Origin of the sequence: Bradyrhizobium sp. 138 (assembly GCF_023074075.1) — a bacterium.
Taxonomy (GTDB): Bacteria; Pseudomonadota; Alphaproteobacteria; order Rhizobiales; family Xanthobacteraceae; genus Bradyrhizobium.
This window is the reverse complement of record NZ_JADPKT010000055.1, coordinates 100,407-117,417: the sequence shown is the minus strand read 5'-3', so window position 1 is coordinate 117,417 and position 17,011 is coordinate 100,407. Positions and strand designations below refer to the sequence as shown.

Sequence of the window (17,011 nt, the reverse complement as noted above, 5' to 3'; positions counted from 1 at the left end):
GCCCATGAAACTATCCGGCAAGGTCGCCGCCATCACCGGCGCAGCGCGCGGCATCGGCAAGGCCTGCGCGAAGAGATTTTTGGACGACGGCGTCAAGGTCGTGATTTCGGATGTCGATGCCGATGGGCTAGCGGCGACCGCTGCCGAACTCGGTCGTCCCGATGCCTTGCGCACTGTCGTCGGCAATGTCGCCAGGCGCGCGGACGTGGATCAGCTCGTCGCCACCGCCGTGAAGGAATTCGGCCGGCTCGACATCATGGTCAACAATGCCGGCGTCGCCCGCAACCGGGACATCCTCGACATCACCGAAGGGGAATTCGACGAGATCATCGGCATCAATCTCAAAGGCGCGTTCTTCGGCGTGCAGTCGGCGGCGAGGCAGATGATCGCGCAAGGGGGCGGCGGCGTCATCATCAACATGTCCTCGGTGAATGCGCTGCTGGCGATCCCGGCGCTTGCGACCTACGCGATGTCCAAGGGCGGCATGAAGCAGCTGACGTCAGTTGCCGCCGTCGCGCTCGCCCCGCACAACATCCGCGTCGTCGCGGTCGGGCCGGGCACGATCCTCACCGACATGGTGGCGTCGTCGATCTACACCTCCGAAGACGCCCGCAAGACAGTGATGTCGCGGACGCCCGCGGGGCGCGGCGGCGAGCCGAGCGAGGTGGCGTCCGTCGTGGCGTTCCTGGCGAGTGATGATGCGTCCTACATCACGGGACAGACGATCTATCCCGATGGCGGAAGGCTGATCCTGAACTACACGGTGCCGGTGAAGGAGAAGTAGCGGCCATCACTCCGCAGCGACCGTCATCCCGTACCCCAGCCGCTTCGAGATGCTGCCGGCGCAGTCGCGCAGCGCGTGCGCGATCGGGCTGTCCCAGCGCGCATCGAACGTGCCTTCGGGCCCCATCGCGGTGATGACCAGCGCGACGTGACCGGAATGATCGAATACGGGCGCCGAGAACGCGTTGACGCCGGGCAGGGGATCGCCGAGCGCGCGGGCGAGGCCGTGCTTGCGAACCTCGGTCAGCATCTCCGTGACCTTGGCGCCCTTCACGGCGCGCTTCGGATTGTAGCCGACGCCGTGACGATCGAGGCCGCTTTCAAGCGCGGCATTGATCGTCTTCTCCGGCAGGAAAGCCGCAAAGGCGCGGCCGGTGGCGGTCTCCAGCAGCGCCATCACAGAGCCGGCGCGCATGACGATGTGGACCGGCTGGGCCGGCTCCTCGAGCTGCACCACGGTCGGCCCGTGCGTGCCCCAGACCGCGAGCGAGACCGCATGTCCGATCTGGCTGGCGAGTGCGGCGATCTTCGGCCTGGCGATGCGCACGCCGGAGAGCCGGCGCAGGCTGATCAGGCCGAGCTCCAGCGCAAGCGCGCCGATCTCGTAGCGGCCGGTGGTCTCGTCCTGCTCGATCAGTCCGATGCGGGAGAAGCTGGCGAGATAAGGATGCGCCTTGGCCGGCGTCATGCCGGCCTCGCGCGCGAGATCGCGCAGCATCATCGGCTCGCCGCTTCTTGCGAGCGCGCGAAGCAGTTCTCCGCCGACCTCGATCGACTGGATGCCGCGGCTTTCCCTCTTCATGCGCCTCCGATCGCGCTACGCCGCGTCGCGCCTGGCGGCGCTGTCGGCAAGGTGTCGTCCGGCAATGTAGCCGAAGGTCAGCGCCGGCCCAAGCGTGATGCCGGCGCCGGGGTAATTGCCACCCATGATGCTCGCCATGTCGTTGCCGGCGGCATAGAGCCCGGGAATCACGCGGCCCTCGGCGTCGAGCGCCCGGGCATTCTCGTCGGTGACGATGCCGGCATAGGTGCCGAGATCGCCGACCACCATCTTGATCGCGTAGAACGGTCCGTTCTCGATCGGCGCAACGCAGGGGTTGGGGCCGTGCAGCGCGTCGCCCTGATAGCGGTTATAGGCCTTCGAGCCCTTGCCGAAGGCGGCGTCGTGCCCAAGCGGCGCGGTCGCATTGAACTGCCTGACGGTCTCGGCGAAGGCCTTGGCATCGATGCCGGCCTTCGCCGCCAGCGCCTCGAGCGTGTCGCCACGCATGAGATAACCAGTCTGCAAGTGATGACCCAGCGGCATCGGGAACGGCGGCACACAGCCGAGGCCGTATTTGCGCAGCGTCTTGTGATCGCAGACGAGATAGGCCGCGATCTCCTCGCCGGGTTTCGATACCTTGACCATGGCCTGGACGAAGTCGTGATAGGAATTGCCCTCATTGGCGAAGCGCCTGCCGTCGCGCATCACCGCGATCACGCCGGGCTTGGCGCGGTCGATGAAATGCGGCATCACGCCCTTGGAGCCGTCCTTGCGCGTCGTCAGCGACACCGGGACCCAGGCCGCCGCGTTCGGCAGGCGATCCTCGACATGCCCGCCGGCGCGCTCCGCAAGACGCAATCCGTCGCCGGTATTGCCGGTCGGGCCCGGCGAGAAATGCTCGTTGCCGGTCGGCGCATGCGGAAACATTTTTTTGCGCCGCTCGACATCGTGCGGGAAGCCGCCGCAAGCGAGCACGACGCCTTGCCTTGCGCGGACGCGGACCTCGCGTCCCTCGCGCACAACGATCGCGCCTGTCACCGCGCCGTTCTCGACCGTCAGCTCGCGCACCGGCGCGGACAGCCACATCGGAATCTTCAGGTCGAGCGCGGATTTGGCGAGCCGCCCGGCCAGCGCGTTGCCGTTGGTGAGCGTCATGCCGCGGCCATAGCGCAGCACGTCCATCAGGTGCCGGGACAGGCGCCTCGCGACATAGACCGCAGAGGTCAGCGACTTCGTCACCCGCATGAAATGGATGATCTCCTTGCCGCTTCCGAGCATCATGCCGAACACGGTGAGCTCGGGCAGCGGCATGCCGAGGGACTTGACGAGGTCGCCGAGCTCGCGGCCGTCGAACGGGCGCGTCACCATGGAGCGGCCGCCCTGTGCGCCGCCGGGGGCCTCGGCGTGATAGTCAGGGAAGACCAGCGGCATGTCGAAGCGCAGCGCCGTCTTGTTCGTGAAGAAATCGACCGCCTCGGGGCCAGCCGAGAGAAACGCATCGACACGCGCGGCGTCGTAATTGTTGCCGGCTTCGTGCCGCAGATAAATGCGGGCCTGCTCCGGTGTCTCCTCGATGCCGTAGGCTTTCGCCAGCGATGTGCCGGGGATCCAGAGCCAGCCGCCGGAGCGGGCGGTGGTGCCGCCGAAGCGCGGCTCCTTCTCGACGATCAGGACGTCGAGGCCGCGGTGGCGCGCGGTGATCGCGGCGGACATGCCGGAGCAACCCGACCCGGCCACGAGCACGTCGCACTCGTAAGTCTCAATTGCGCTATGCTCGTTGCCGGTCATCTGGCCTCACTTCTTCAAGAGCGGGCATTTGGACTCGGAGACCGGGCGGAAGGCGTCCTCGCCCTTCACGGTCTTGACGATGTCCAGATAGTCCCATGGCTCCTTGGACTGCTCGGGCGTTTTTACCTTGGCGAGATACATGTCGCGGATGACACGTCCGTCCTCGCGCAAGCGTCCGCCATGGACGAATGTATCCTCGATCGGCAGCTCGCGCATCTTGGCCATTACCTTGGCGGAATCGTCGGTCCCGGCGGCCTTGATCGCCTTGAGATAATGCAGCACCGAGCCATAGACGCCGGTCTGGATCATGGTCGGCATCACCTTGGTGCGCTCGTAGAACTTCTTCGACCAGGCGCGGGTGGCCTCGTCCATGGCCCAATAGGAGGCCGTGGTCATGTAGGTGCCCTGCGCGGCCTTCAGGCCAATCGCGTGCACGTCGGTGTCGAACATCAACAGGCCGACCAGCTTCTGGCCGCCCTGGACCAGGCCGAACTCGCCGGACTGCTTGATGGCGTTGTCGGTGTCCTGCCCGGCATTGGCGAAGGCGACCACGTCGGATTTAGAGCTCTGCGCCTGCAGCGCGAAGGAGGAGAAGTCCGCGGTGTTGGTCGGGTGCTTGACGCCGCCCAAGACCTTTCCGCCCATCTCGTTGATGAACCGGGTGGCGTCCTTCTCGAGCTGCTGGCCGAAGGCGTAGTCCGCCGTGATGAAGTACCAGGACTTGCCGCTTTCCTTGATGACGGCGGAGGCCGTCACTTTCGACAGCGCGTAGGTGTCATAGGTGAAGTGCACGGTGTTCGGGCTGCACAGCTCGTCCGTCAGCGAGCTCGCGCCGGGGCCGGACAGCAGCGCGATCTTGCCGCGCTCACGCACCATGTTGTGGACCGCGATCGCGATGCCGGAATTGGGAATGTCGACCACGGCGTCGACCTTGCCGTTGTCGAACCAGCCGCGGACGATCTGCACGCCGACGTCGGTCTTCATCTGGTGGTCGGCGCTGATGATCTCGATGGGCTTGCCGAGCACGGTCGGCCCGAATTCCTCAACCGCCATCTTCGCGGCTTCGACCGAGCCCGGCCCTGAGTTGTCACGGCCCCAGCTCGACAGATCCGTCAGCACGCCGATCCGCACAGCGTCGTCGGAGACTTGCGCGGTCGCGGCTGTGGTCGTGGCTGCTGAAGTCATGGCCGCGAGCATGGCGCAGGCCAGAAGCCCTCTCATCGTTGTTTCCTCTCTATTTTATTGGCCGCTTGGGGCGGCGGGTTGGTTGGCGGCAAGTTAGATATTAGCTAATTATTTTGTCAATGGCGAATTAAAGGGCGGAGCCAGGTTCCTCAAGGGCGGGGAGGAGCAGCTGTCTCGGCGTCGTCATTGCGAACGAAGCGACTCGTCCGCCGAAGTCTTGGCGAGGGCGGAAGCAATCCAGACTGTTTCTGTGGAGACAGTCTGGATTGCGTAGTCGCAAGGCTCCTCGCAATGACGGACATTGAAGCAGCGGCGCGCAAAACCTCGCGCAGTGATCCTGTGAGAGTCGACACGCCCGCAGGTTGCAACCGCCGTGGCGATTGGTCATGATGCAAGCGGGAATCTTGGGGCAGGGAATGACGACAGTAACGGAAGTCTCCGCGGCGGAAAAATCGACGACGGCGCATGTGGTATGGGCGAGCGCGCTCGGCACCGCGATCGAGTGGTACGATTTCCTGATTTACGGCACGGCGGCGGCGCTGGTCTTCAACAAGCTGTTCTTTCCGAGCTTCGATCCCTTCGTCGGCACGCTCGCGGCATTCTCGACCTATGCGGTCGGTTTCGTGGCGCGGCCGATCGGCGGCGCCATCATTGGGCATTACGGCGACCGGCTCGGCCGCAAGACCATGCTGGTCGCAACCATGATCGCGATGGGGCTCGGCACCTTCCTGATCGGCTGCCTGCCGACCTACAGCCAGATCGGCGTCTGGGCCCCGATCCTGCTCGTTATGCTGCGCTTCGTCCAGGGCATCGGCTTAGGGGGCGAATGGAGCGGCGCGGTCGTCATGGTGATCGAGCATGCCGGCAATCGCCGCGGCTTCTATGGCAGCCTGGTGCAGATCGGCTTTCCCGTCGGCGTTGCCGCCTCCACCGGCATTTTCGGCCTGATGACCAAGCTGCCAGAAGCCGATTTCCTCAGCTGGGGCTGGCGGGTGCCATTCCTGATCAGCTTCCTGCTCGTCGGCGTCGGCTTCATCGTGCGGCTCAAGCTCGCGGAGACGCCGCACTTCAAGGAGGTGGTCGATCGCAAGGAGGTGCTGGCCCAGCCAGTGCTGGAAGTGCTGCGCCGCGACTGGCGCAGCTTTCTGCTGGCGATCGGCATCACGGTGTCGGAGGTCGGGCTCGCCTATCTTCTCACCGTCTTCACGGTGGTTTACGCCACGACAAGACTGGGCCTGCCGCGGCAGGTGATTCTGGATGCGGTGGTCTATGCCGCCCTCGTCGAGTTCGCGACGCTGCCGCTCGCCGGCTGGCTGTCCGACATCTTCGGCCGCAAGGCGCTCTATCTTGCCGGCGGCGTGTTCTCGGTGGCGCTGGCGTTTCCGCTGTTCTGGTTCCTCGACACCAGGGAGCCGGCGCTGATCACGCTGGCGCTCGTCGTCACGATGACGCTGACGCACGCCCTGCTGTTCGGACCGAAGGCTGCCTTCATGCCGGAGCTGTTCCGCACCCAGGTGCGCTATAGCGGAGCCTCGCTCGGCGCCAATGTCGCCGCAGCGCTGAGCGGCGGCTTCTCGCCGCTGATCGCCGCGGCGCTGCTGGCATGGGCCGGTTCCTACTGGGCGGTGTCGGTCTACATCATCGCGCTCTCGATCATCACGATCAGTGCGACGCTGATGGCGCCGGAGACGGCGCGCGACGATCTCAAATTCTGACCAGCTCAACGGCAGGCGGCGGCGTCGGGCATCACCAGGAAGGTCATGCTCGCTGGCGGCAGGTGGACCTGACCCTGCGCCATCGTGCGCGCGTCGAAGTGGGGCAGGTCGTCGTCGTCCGTCAGCGAGAGCCTTTTGCCGTTCATCTGCACATTGGTGTCCTGCAGATGATCCGCTTGAAGTGTGTAGCTCTCGGCCGAGACAGCCAGCGTCGCGGAACGCGGCTGGTGCCGCGAGGTGTTGATGAGGAGCACGGAGACCGCGCCGTTCGCCGCGGCATGGCAATGCGCATAGACATGGAGACCGGTTGTCGAGACCATGCCCGGGTCGAGCACGGTCGATCCCATCAACCGGCGCCAGAGCAGGGCGCCCCAGTAACTCGGCCGAGGACGAAAGGTCCTTTCGTCGAGCAAGCCATAGTCGCTGGCCGCCAGCGTGTTGTGCATGACGACCTGCACGCCAGCCTTGGCAAGACGGCCGAGCTGATCGAGATAGCGGAACGTGTCGAGGAAGGTCGCATCCCACACATTGCCGCCGCAGGCGGCATTCGCCGTCTCCGTCAGCCAGATCGGCTTGCCTGGCTCGAATGCGTCGCGCAAGCCGCGATAGATGGTCAGCGCGGCGTCGGTCCGCGACAGCCAATCTTCGGACAGCACTTGTCGTGGATCGTCGTGCACGCCGCAGCGAGCTGAGAGCGTGTTGTAGTGATGATAGGAGACGCGATCGAGCCCGGGCCCCGTCGCGGCGAGCAGATCGCGCGTGCGAATGCCGCTGGACTCGCCTGCGGAGCCTGGACCGACGATGAGCGTCTCCGGTGCCGCTCGCCGTATCCAGTCGCGAAAGATATTGAAGTCGCGCCCATAGGCCTTTGCGTCATATCCCGTCGGGGGGCCATTGGTCGCCGCCAGGGTCGGCTCGTTCATGAATTCGGCGGCGGCGATGCGGCCACCCAGCTGGCGCGTGGCGTCAATGAGGCGCTGCGTCTGGTCCGGCGTCCACGCGCCGTCCGGGCTGCGGTTGCCGGGACTGACGGCAAAGGACGTCACGATCTCTGCATCGACCGCGTGGGCAAAATCGACGACGCCGCGCCATTGCGCGCGGGTGAGCACGCTGTTGAAGCCGGCGGGCGGCGCGGACGCAGCACCATCAGTGTCGGCGAAAAACGTCGCATTCGCCCAGGTGCCGCTGACGCGCATGTAGGCGGGTCCGAGCGCCGCGGCGAGCTTGCGCAGGCGCGGATTGGCGAGATCCACCGGCGGCCGATAGGCGTAGCGATCGCGACGCATGCCCTTCTGCGCGTAGGGCTTCCAGAACCGGCCGCCAGTCACCTCGACCATCTCGACATTGTAGGATTGGAATCGCGCATCGATCGTGCCGGCTGCTTTCATGTGCGCAGGCGCGATGATGTCTGCGCCATTGCCGGTCCCGAGCGACGTCACGCTGATGATCAGCGCGAGGCCAATTCGCCTGAATGTCTGCATGGTACTCGCCCTGGCGCGGCCTTGTCGGAGCACCGATCCTAGCGCGCGATCGGTATGATGCGCTGCGATATCGATCCGCTCGCAACTGCCGCGGTCGCGACCGCTGGAAGCGGTCGTCTCGAAGGACGAGGCGCGGGGTGAGGTGTTGCCGAAAAGTCGTGTACGACCGCACTGACGCTCGCGGGGAGAGGGAATCCATTGTCGCTTATGGCTGAGTTCCGCCGGCCGATTGCCTTCTGTTGGCCGGCAAGCGAACCTGCTGTGGCCATATTTGAGCAGGAGTGATCTCCCGTGAGGGAGGCGCTCCGATGACCAAAGCACTGATCACTGCTGTCGCAATGCTGGCCTGCGTGCCCGTGAGCGCCGTTGCGCAGGAGCGCGCGGGCGATGCGGCGCTCGGCGCGGTATCCGGCGCGGTCGTGCTGGGCCCGGTCGGGGCGGTCGCCGGAGCCCTGATCGGCTATACGGCCGGACCTTCGATCGCCCGCTCCTGGGGGATGAGAGGGTCGCAGTCGGCAAGACAGCGGCAGCCGCCGCGCCGCGCGGCCGCTACCCGCGTCCCACCGCGCGCGCGCGAGGCAATGAATGCCAACGGCCAGATGAGAGCTGCCGGCAATCCGCCGCCGGTTCAGGCCGCGCCCGTCCAAGCGGCGCCTGCCGCACCCGCGCAAGCCGCGACGCCGCCCGTTCAGGCATTCGACTGAGCCCTCGGCTTCAGGCCGCCGCCTTCAGCCGCAACCGGGCATCCCGATCTAGGATTGGCCGAGGATCTTCTTCGCGGCGCGAAGATGCGGCTTGTCGATCATCTGGCCGTCGAGCCGCAGCGTGCCGGAATCGGGATTGCTCGCGAACGCGGCGATCACCTTCTCCGCCCAGGTGCGTTCGGCCTCCGTCGGCTCGAACGCCGCATTGACGACATCGACATGCTTGGGATGGATCAGCGCCTTGGCGGAAAAGCCGTCGCGGCGCGCGGCGCGCGTCTCCTGCGCGAGGCCCGCGAGATTGTCGATGTCGGTATAGACGGTGTCGATCGGCGCGACCTCGGCCGCGGCCGCTGCCATCAGGCAGAGATCGCGCGCGAGACGATAGGGACTGTGGAACACGCCGCCGGACGCCTTCTCGGTGGCGCCGAGCGAGGCCGAGAGATCTTCCGCGCCCCACATCAAGCCGGCGAGGCGAGGAGAGCATCCTTTGTAGCTGCCGAGGCCGAAGATCGAGCTTGCCGTCTCTGTCGCAACGCAGACGATGCGCGTCGCGCCGCCCGCGATGCCGGATGCAGCTTCCAGCGCTTCGAGCCAGGTCGCAACCTGGCGCACGTCGTCGCCGCCTTGCGATTTTGGCAGCACGATGCCGTCGGGCCTTCCGGGCATCACCGCCGCGAGATCGGCCAGCGTCATGCCGGTGTCGAGCGCGTTGACGCGGACATAGAGCTGGTGCGCGCCGGGGCGGCTCTTCAGCATCGCAAGCGTCAGGGTGCGCGCCTCCGGCTTCTTCTCGGTGACGACGGAATCCTCGAGATCGATGATCAGCGCGTCGGCCTTGCCTTCGCTCGCCTTCTCGAATTTGCGCGGGGAATCGCCCGGCACGAACAGCATCGAACGCATCAGACCGGCCTCTTGTGCATCATCGCCATGCGGCGGCATTTGCCGACGATCTCGTCGTTCTGGTTGAGGGCATGGTGCTCGAACTCGACGATGCCCGCTTTCGGGCGCGATTTGGAGTCTCTCAACGAAAGCACCTTTGTCGTCGCCCGCAGCGTGTCGCCATGGAAGACCGGCTTCGGAAAAGTGACGTCGGTCATGCCGAGATTGGCGACGGTGGTCCCCAGGGTCGTATCATAGACCGTCATGCCGATCATGATGCCGAGGGTGTAAAGGCTGTTGAAAATGCGCTGGCCGAACTCGGTCTTTTCGGCGAAATGCGCGTCGATGTGCAGCGGCTGCGGATTGAGCGTCAGCAGGCTGAACATGGTGTTGTCCATCTCCGTGACGGTCCGGGTCAGCGGATGCCTGAACTCCTGGCCTACCGAAAAGTCTTCGAAATAAAGCCCGGCCATCGCGGTTTCCTCCCTGCGAAATAACGGCGCGCTCGTCGCGACACGCCGCATGACCCCATGCATGGTACACACACTCGATCGACAAATTCACGTATCTGTACCCGGTTTTTCAAGTTAAAGAACGCAAAGCGAGGCGCACGTCCAGGGGCAGCAATCGGCCACGGCCTTCGCGTGGGAAACAGGGCGAGGAGGGAGATGGCGTGGTCGCGGCTCCCGGCAAGGAGATCACGAACATGGATTTCGCGCTCACCGATCAGCAGGAAGCCATTCGCGACGCCATCGCCAAGGTCTGCGAAGGTTTTCCGGATGCCTATTGGCTGAAGAAGGACCACGACGGCGGCTTCCCGCACGACTTTCATAAGGCGCTGGCCGACGCCGGCTGGCTCGGCATCTGCGTGCCGGAAGAATATGGCGGCTCGGGGCTCGGCATCACGGAAGCTGCGATCATGATGCGTACCATCGCGGAATCGGGGGCCGGCATGTCCGGTGCGTCCGCGGTGCACATCAACGTGTTCGGTCTCAACCCGGTCGTGGTGTTCGGCACCGAGGAGCAGCGCAAGCGCATGCTGCCGCCGATGGTCGAGGGCCGCGAGAAGGCGTGCTTCGCCGTCACCGAGCCCAACACGGGCCTCAACACCACGCAACTCAAGACCCGCGCGGTCGCCAAGAACGATCGCTACATCGTCAACGGCCAGAAGGTGTGGATCTCGACCGCGCAGGTCGCGCACAAGATCCTGCTGCTGGCGCGCACCACGCCGCTCGAAGAGGTGCGTTCGCCGACCCACGGCCTCAGCCTGTTCTATACCGATTTCGACCGCACCAGGATCAAGGTCCACGAGATCGAGAAGATGGGCCGCAAGATCGTCGATTCCAACGAGCTGTTCTTCGAGGATTTTGAGATTCCGATGGAGGACCGGATCGGCGAGGAGGGCAAAGGCTTCCAGTACATCCTCGAAGGCATGAACCCGGAGCGCATCCTGATCGCGGCGGAGGCGGTCGGCCTCGGCAAGCTGGCGCTATCGCGAGCGACCGAATACGCCAAGACGCGCGTGGTGTTCAACCGTCCGATCGGCAAGAACCAGGGCATCCAGCATCCGCTCGCGGTGAACTGGGTCGAGCTCGAGGCCGCCTGGCTGATGGTGATGTCGGCGGCATGGCAATACGACAAGGGCATGCCGTGCGGCGCCGCAGCCAATGCCGCGAAATATCTTGCGGGCGAGGCAGGTTTCTCGGCCTGTGAGCAGGCCGTGATGACCCATGGCGGCTTCGGTTATGCCAAGGAATTCCACGTCGAGCGTTACTTGCGCGAGGTGCTGATCCCGCGCATCGCGCCGGTCAGCCCGCAGCTTGCGCTGAGTTTTATTGCAGAGAAAGTGCTGGGGCTCGCCAAGTCGTACTGAACGACTCTTGCGGTGCGCTGCTATTCAGCAGCGATCCGCTCCATCGCCATGGCGCGGAGCCGGGCACGCTGGATCTTCACGCCGTTGGCGCTGTCGGTGACCGGAAAGGCATCCACCACATAGATCCGCGCCGGCACCTTGTAGCCGGCGAGCCGGCCGCGCAGGTGCGCGATCAGTGTCTCCGGCATCGGCGGCTGCTGTGCCGGGATCACGAACGCGACGCAGCGCGCCTGGCCCTTCAAGTCGATTGCGACCACCTGGGCGTCAGCGACACCGGCACAAGATTTGAGTTCGTCCTCGATCTCGCCGGGCGCGACCAGGAAGCCGCCGAGCCGCATGGCATCGCCGGCGCGGGTCTCGTAGACGAAGGAACCGTCGCCGCGCAGCCGGCCGATGTCGCCGGTGCGGAAGAACCCGTCGGCGGTGAATGCATCGCGCGTCGCCTCGGGATTGTTGAAATAGCCGAGGAAGCGTGACGGCGCGCTGATCTCGATCTCGCCGGAAACGCCTTCGGCCGCAAGCTCGCCGGTTTCGGTGTCGCGCACGCGCACTTTTGCGTCAGGCGACATTGGCCGGCCGCCGCCCTCGATGCGATCGGCGAAGGCATCGGCGGGGCGTCCGATCGAGAACAGCGCCTGCAACTCGCTCGAACCGTACAGGCCGAACAGCGGCAGGCCGCGCGCCTCGGCCGCCGCGGCAAGTTCGCGCCAGCCGGGCTGGAACGCGGCGAAGCCGCAGACTTCGAGATGCGGGAACGGACGCGGTGCATCGGTGAGGGCGAGGATGCGGCGGAACATCTCGTCGGAGCCGAAGGCGTGCGTGATCGCGTGCGTGCTGAGGATCTTCAGCGCCGGTGCCGCCTCGAAGGCATCGAGCACGTGGATGGTCGCGCCCGCCGCGACGAAGCCGAGCAGGCTGGTCATGCCAAAGGTGCCGCAGAACGGCAGCATGGCCAGCAGCGAATGACGCTGCGGATCAAGCTGGAGTGCCTTGGCGACGGACGCGGCATGCGTGGCCAGCGTGCGCTGCGAATGCGCGACGAGCTTCGGCCCCTTGGTGGTGCCCGATGTCGTGTAGAGCAGCACCGGCAGGTCGACGTCGTCCTGAGCCGGCCGGGCGGGGGGATAAGACCTGTCGAAGGCGTCGAAGCGCACGCAGGGCCAGTGTGCCGGAATCGCATCCGCGCCGATCACGGCGAGCTTCTGCAGCGCGGGCACCTCGTCCTCGGCGAGATCGGCGAGGATCGCGGCAAAATCGATCGAGCGGAAGGCGGCTTCGACCACCATCAGCCTCGCGCCGGACAAGCGAAGCAGATGCGCGACGTCCGCGCTGCGATAGCGCGTATTGACGGCCGCCACGATCGCGCCGAGGCGGGCGGCGGCGAACAGCAGCGCGAGCCACTCGATCCGGTTGACCAGCCAGACCGCGACGACATCGCCCTTGATGATGCCTTGCGCCGCAAGCCAGGCGGCGGTCTGCTCGACCTTGTTCGAAAATTGCGCGCGTGAGACAGGCGTGCCGTCGAAGACGAAGGCGGGGTCGGCAGCGGCTTCGGCCCGGATCAGCGATTGCAGCGATGACGCGTTGGCACTCATGGCAGCCGCAGTAACCCGATCGCGCAAACCTGTCTACTTGGTGCCGAACATCCGGTCGCCGGCATCGCCCAGGCCCGGCACGATGTAGCCGTGATCGTTAAGCCGCTCGTCGATCGCGGCGGTCCAGACCGGCACGTCGGGATGCTCGCTCTGGAACCGGGCGATGCCCTCGGGCGCCGCCAGCAGGCAGACGAAGCGGATGTCGCGAGCGCCGCGGGCCTTGAGCAGGGAGGCGCCGGCGCAGGCCGAGTTGCCGGTCGCCAGCATCGGGTCCATCAGGATCACGGTGCGGTCGGACAGGTCCTGCGGCGCCTTGAAGTAATATTCCACGGCCTGCAACGTCTCGGGGTCGCGGTAGAGCCCGATATGGGCGATGCGCGCCGAGGGCATCAGCGCCAGCATGCCGTCGAGGAAGCCGACGCCGGCGCGCAGGATCGGCGCCAGCGTGAGCTTCTTGCCAGCGATCTTGGGCGCCTGCATCGGCGCGATCGGCGTCTCGATCTCGACCAGCTCCAGCGGCAGGTCGCGCGTCACCTCGTAGCAGAGCAGCATCCCGATCTCGTTCAGGATCTCGCGAAAGCTCTTGGTCGAGCGGTCCTTCTCCCGCATCAGCGAGAGCTTGTGCTGGACCAGGGGGTGGGCGACGACGTTGACGTTGCTGCTGCTCATGAAACCGATCTACACGGTTCCCTGGAATTGCGCCAGATCGGCCGCGTCGTTTCCGGAGGGACAGGTGACGTCAGCCGGGCATTGCCACCGCGCTGCGGGCCCGGTTGCTCGCCGCATAGGCAGCCATGGTCAATTCACGGTCGATCGCCGCACGCATCGCGTCCATCGTGGGCTGGCGCAGGCGCTTCTTCGCGGTGGCATGCGACGGCTTGTGGATGGCGCGTATTGCGGCGATGGTCTCCGCCAGGGCGCCCGGCGCGGACCCATTTCGAGGCTCCCAGCGGCATCGCTGGCGAGGAGCTAGACGCCGAGCCCGCGTGCGAGAAGCGTGATCACGAGGGTCAGGATCGCGCCCCAGATCAGGCTCAGCGTCATGGTCAGGATGGTCACGGTGACCACGTGCTCGAGATTTCCCTTGAGGAGCGACATGCTAACGGTCCGACGCCGGGTTCGCGGTGAAGCGCATGCCGAGCAGCAATGCACCCATCAATGCGACCAGGATGGCGATCTTGAGCTCGATCATGTCGTTACCTCAGGCGGGGAGATGCCAGACATGGATGGCGGTTCTCAGCGCGATCAGAGCGGTGAGCACGCTGCCCATCGAGAACACGGTCAGCACCTGAAGCGCGAGCCGCGTGAGCTGGGCCCTGTGCACTTTCGGCAGCCGAGGCTGACGTTCAATCTGGTACAGCGGTGGTTCAAGGCGATGTGTCAGCACCGGCATGTTCGGGTCCTTCTATCGGGGGCTAGCTGAAATTGTCGCAGGCGAGTGGCTCGTAGATCGGCTCCAGCGCCGGGCGAACCGAGGGAACGCTCGGCCGCGACGCTTCCGCGGTGAGCGCGCGGACCTCGACGAACGCCGACAGCAAGGCGAGCGCGAGGTCGGCGTGGCGCGCCTCGACCGCGGTGTCCAGCCAGTCCGGCAACTCGCGCTCGCGCGACAGCGCGCAATGCCACTCGCCCTCGTCATAGGCGATGCGGCGGACCTGCCACATCGGCAGCTCGAGCTCCAGCAGCGCCAAGGCCGCGTCGGTCCAGGCCTCCGCGTCGATCAGGCGCGTGAGGCGTATGGTGCGCTCGCTTTGGCCGAACGAGGCGACCCGCCGGCAGGCCTTGTCGATCACGTCCGACATCAACGGGCGTGTCATCGCCGGAGCCGCGCGCAGCTGCTGGCTGAGGCACGGCGGGTCGAGGCGTCGGAGAATGGCGGTCATGTCAGGCCTCCTGGAAATGGCGTCGGTCAGTCGGCCGGCATTGCCAGGATGGGCCCCAAAGGCATTTGAAAACGAGAGGGGGATCGGACGAGAGATATAGGGATTTCATAAGTGTGTGTGAGGGGAGGTGGTGCGCCATTCCAGGCGAGCGCCACCCGCGCCTTTATGAGATTCCTATAACGTCGCCTTAGGCCTCATCTCGAAAACCTATGCCCACGCTGGCATTTCAGCACGGTCAAAATAGTCCCTGCTGTCATCCGTGGACATGCGTTCCATGTCCTGCGCGAGCCCGCGGGGTCACCGAGAGAAAGTTGCGCCGGACCTCGGGACGCAACGAGGAGCAATCCGATGATGGACATTCTGATGCTGGCGCTGGGCTTTGGCTTCTTTGCGCTCGCGATCGGCTACACCTATGCCTGCGAACGGCTGTGAGGGGGCGGACGATGCTTTTTGATTATGCGCTCGCCGGCGCCGTCTCGTTCGGCCTCCTGATTTATCTCACCTACGCGCTGCTGCGGCCCGAGCGGTTCTGACCCGTGCTGCTGCTTCTCGAATTGCTGCTGGCGGACGCCGTGCTCGTCGCCGGCCTGCTGACGGTGCTGCTGCCGCTGCTGCGCCGGGCACCAAGCTTGAAGGGTTGATTCCATGACTATGGCCGGTTGGCTCCAGATCATTCTGTTCTGCGTCATCATCGTCGCACTCACAAAACCGCTCGGGTGGTATATGACGCGGGTGTTTGGCGGTGAGCGAACGTTCCTGTCGCCGGTGCTGCGGCCGATCGAGGCCGGCATCTACTGGATTTCCGGTGTCGACGAGAAGCGCGAGCAGCATTGGCTGACCTATACGGTCGCCATGCTGCTGTTCCATGTCGGCGGCTTCCTCGTCATCTACGGCGTGATGCGGCTCCAGGCCGTGCTGCCGTTCAATCCGGCCGGGCAGGGCGCGGTTGCGGAAGATCTCTCTTTCAACACAGCGATGTCGTTCATCACCAACACCAACTGGCAGAACTACGGCGGCGAAAGCACGCTGTCCTATCTGACCCAGATGCTCGGCCTGACGCATCAGAACTTCCTGTCGGCGGCAACCGGCATCGCGCTGGCGATGGCGCTGATCCGCGGCTTCTCGCGTGCCTCGATGCGCACCGTCGGCAATTTCTGGGTCGACGTCACCCGCTGCACGCTCTATGTGCTGCTGCCGATCTGCGTCGTCTACACGCTGTTCCTGGTCTCGCAGGGCATGCCGCAGACGTTAGGGGCCTATATCGAGGCGACCACGCTCGAAGGCGCCAAGCAGACCATCGCGGTCGGCCCGGTGGCTTCGCAGGTTGCGATCAAGATGCTCGGCACCAATGGCGGCGGCTTCTTCAATGCCAACGCCGCGCACCCGTTCGAGAACCCGACCGCGCTGTCGAACTTCGTGCAGATGCTGTCGATCTTCACGCTGGGCGCCGCGCTCACCAACGTGTTCGGCCGCATGGTCGGCAACCAGCGCCAGGGCTGGGCAATCTTGTCCGTGATGGGCGTGCTGTTCATCGCTGGCGTCGCCATCACCTATTGGGCGGAGGCGAATGGCACCTCGACGCTGCAGGCGGTGGGCCTGACCGGCGGCAACATGGAGGGCAAGGAGGTGCGCTTCGGCATCGTTGCGTCCTCGCTGTTCGCCGTCGTGACCACCGCGGCCTCGTGCGGTGCGGTCAACGCCATGCATGACAGTTTTACGGCGCTCGGCGGCATGATTCCGCTGATCAACATCGAGCTCGGCGAGATCATCGTCGGCGGCGTCGGCGCCGGCATGTACGGCATGCTGCTGTTCGTCATCCTCGCGATCTTCGTGGCAGGCCTCATGGTCGGGCGCACGCCGGAATATGTCGGCAAGAAGATCGAGGCGCGCGAGGTCAAGATGGCGATGCTGGCCATCCTGGTGCTGCCGCTGATGATCCTGGGCTGGACCGCGGTCGGCGTGGTCTACCCGGCGGCTGCGGCCTCCATGGCGAATGCCGGCCCGCACGGTTTCACCGAAGTCCTCTACGCATTCACCTCGGCGGCGGGCAACAACGGCTCGGCGTTCGCGGGCCTCACCGGCAACACCCTCTTCTATAACCTCACATTGGCCAGCGCGATGTTCGTCGGTCGCTTCTTCATGATCGTCCCGGCGATGGCGATCGCCGGCTCGCTCGCCGCCAAGAAATCGATCCCGCCGTCGATGGGCACGTTCCCGACCACCGGAGGCCTGTTCGTCGGCCTCGTCGTCGGCGTCATCCTGATCGTGGGCGGCCTGACCTTCTTCCCGGCGCTGGCGCTCGGACCGATCGTCGAGCATTTGGCGATGAACGCCGGCAACCGGTTCTGATTGTCTGGAGTGA

Annotated in this window: 17 protein-coding genes; 6 read left to right on the top strand and 11 right to left on the bottom strand. The window is 65.5% G+C overall.

Annotated features, from left to right (window positions below; translation table 11 throughout):
• Window positions 1-4 precede the first annotated feature (4 nt).
• Window positions 5-784: an SDR family oxidoreductase gene (locus tag IVA79_RS19495; protein WP_247555616.1), complete on the top strand. Its 780-nt coding sequence runs from the start codon at window positions 5-7 to the stop codon at window positions 782-784.
• Between the two features lie 6 nt (window positions 785-790).
• Here IVA79_RS19495 and IVA79_RS19490 read toward each other — a convergent pair whose 3' ends face one another.
• The 3 genes from IVA79_RS19490 to IVA79_RS19480 are packed head-to-tail and all read right to left on the bottom strand — an operon-like array spanning window position 791 to window position 4,555.
• The gene (locus IVA79_RS19490; RefSeq protein WP_247555614.1) at window positions 791-1,585 is read right to left on the bottom strand and encodes an IclR family transcriptional regulator; all 795 of its coding nucleotides are present in this window, start codon (window positions 1,583-1,585) and stop codon (window positions 791-793) included.
• Between the two features lie 15 nt (window positions 1,586-1,600).
• Window positions 1,601-3,334, bottom strand: a complete 1,734-nt coding sequence (locus IVA79_RS19485) for an FAD-dependent oxidoreductase (protein WP_247555612.1) — start codon at window positions 3,332-3,334, stop codon at window positions 1,601-1,603.
• Window positions 3,335-3,340: 6 nt separating this feature from the next.
• Window positions 3,341-4,555 (bottom strand): ABC transporter substrate-binding protein, encoded by a 1,215-nt coding sequence (locus IVA79_RS19480; RefSeq protein WP_247555610.1) that lies wholly within the window; start codon window positions 4,553-4,555, stop codon window positions 3,341-3,343.
• 380 nt (window positions 4,556-4,935) lie between these two features.
• On the opposite strand from IVA79_RS19480, the gene IVA79_RS19475 reads away from it, so the two are divergent.
• Window positions 4,936-6,234 (top strand): MFS transporter, encoded by a 1,299-nt coding sequence (locus IVA79_RS19475; protein WP_247555608.1) that lies wholly within the window; start codon window positions 4,936-4,938, stop codon window positions 6,232-6,234.
• A 5-nt stretch (window positions 6,235-6,239) separates the two neighbouring features.
• Here IVA79_RS19475 and IVA79_RS19470 read toward each other — a convergent pair whose 3' ends face one another.
• The gene (locus tag IVA79_RS19470; RefSeq protein ID WP_247555606.1) at window positions 6,240-7,715 is read right to left on the bottom strand and encodes a hypothetical protein; all 1,476 of its coding nucleotides are present in this window, start codon (window positions 7,713-7,715) and stop codon (window positions 6,240-6,242) included.
• A 308-nt stretch (window positions 7,716-8,023) separates the two neighbouring features.
• Here IVA79_RS19470 and IVA79_RS19465 point away from each other — a divergent pair, with 308 nt between their 5' ends.
• Window positions 8,024-8,419, top strand: a complete 396-nt coding sequence (locus IVA79_RS19465) for a hypothetical protein (protein ID WP_247555604.1) — start codon at window positions 8,024-8,026, stop codon at window positions 8,417-8,419.
• A gap of 48 nt (window positions 8,420-8,467) precedes the next feature.
• Here IVA79_RS19465 and IVA79_RS19460 read toward each other — a convergent pair whose 3' ends face one another.
• The gene (locus IVA79_RS19460; protein ID WP_247555602.1) at window positions 8,468-9,319 is read right to left on the bottom strand and encodes a CoA ester lyase; all 852 of its coding nucleotides are present in this window, start codon (window positions 9,317-9,319) and stop codon (window positions 8,468-8,470) included.
• The gene (locus IVA79_RS19455) at window positions 9,319-9,822 is read right to left on the bottom strand and encodes a MaoC family dehydratase (protein ID WP_346658198.1); all 504 of its coding nucleotides are present in this window, start codon (window positions 9,820-9,822) and stop codon (window positions 9,319-9,321) included. The genes IVA79_RS19460 and IVA79_RS19455 overlap by 1 nt, the downstream gene beginning before the upstream one ends.
• 182 nt (window positions 9,823-10,004) lie before the next feature.
• Between IVA79_RS19455 and IVA79_RS19450 the strand changes: the two genes are divergently transcribed.
• Window positions 10,005-11,171 (top strand): acyl-CoA dehydrogenase family protein, encoded by a 1,167-nt coding sequence (locus tag IVA79_RS19450; protein WP_247555755.1) that lies wholly within the window; start codon window positions 10,005-10,007, stop codon window positions 11,169-11,171.
• A gap of 20 nt (window positions 11,172-11,191) precedes the next feature.
• Here the strand turns inward: IVA79_RS19450 and IVA79_RS19445 are convergent, their stop codons facing one another.
• The 5 genes from IVA79_RS19445 to IVA79_RS19430 all read right to left on the bottom strand — a co-directional run bounded on the left by IVA79_RS19445 (window position 11,192) and on the right by IVA79_RS19430 (window position 14,649).
• A complete protein-coding gene (locus IVA79_RS19445) occupies window positions 11,192-12,766 on the bottom strand; it encodes an AMP-binding protein (RefSeq protein WP_247555598.1) in 1,575 nt (524 codons plus the stop codon).
• Between the two features lie 33 nt (window positions 12,767-12,799).
• Window positions 12,800-13,435, bottom strand: a complete 636-nt coding sequence (gene upp, locus IVA79_RS19440) for a uracil phosphoribosyltransferase (RefSeq protein ID WP_247555596.1) — start codon at window positions 13,433-13,435, stop codon at window positions 12,800-12,802.
• Window positions 13,436-13,735: 300 nt separating this feature from the next.
• Complete coding sequence (locus IVA79_RS36820) at window positions 13,736-13,864, bottom strand: hypothetical protein (protein WP_256465640.1); 129 nt, start codon at window positions 13,862-13,864, stop codon at window positions 13,736-13,738.
• A gap of 103 nt (window positions 13,865-13,967) precedes the next feature.
• The gene (locus IVA79_RS19435; protein ID WP_247555594.1) at window positions 13,968-14,159 is read right to left on the bottom strand and encodes a hypothetical protein; all 192 of its coding nucleotides are present in this window, start codon (window positions 14,157-14,159) and stop codon (window positions 13,968-13,970) included.
• A gap of 22 nt (window positions 14,160-14,181) precedes the next feature.
• Complete coding sequence (locus IVA79_RS19430; protein ID WP_247555593.1) at window positions 14,182-14,649, bottom strand: hypothetical protein; 468 nt, start codon at window positions 14,647-14,649, stop codon at window positions 14,182-14,184.
• A 443-nt stretch (window positions 14,650-15,092) separates the two neighbouring features.
• Here IVA79_RS19430 and IVA79_RS19425 point away from each other — a divergent pair, with 443 nt between their 5' ends.
• Entirely contained in the window at window positions 15,093-15,182 is a 90-nt protein-coding gene (locus tag IVA79_RS19425) for a K(+)-transporting ATPase subunit F (RefSeq protein WP_247555590.1), read from the top strand.
• A 112-nt stretch (window positions 15,183-15,294) separates the two neighbouring features.
• Complete coding sequence (gene kdpA, locus IVA79_RS19420; protein WP_247555588.1) at window positions 15,295-16,998, top strand: potassium-transporting ATPase subunit KdpA; 1,704 nt, start codon at window positions 15,295-15,297, stop codon at window positions 16,996-16,998.
• Window positions 16,999-17,011 lie beyond the last annotated feature (13 nt).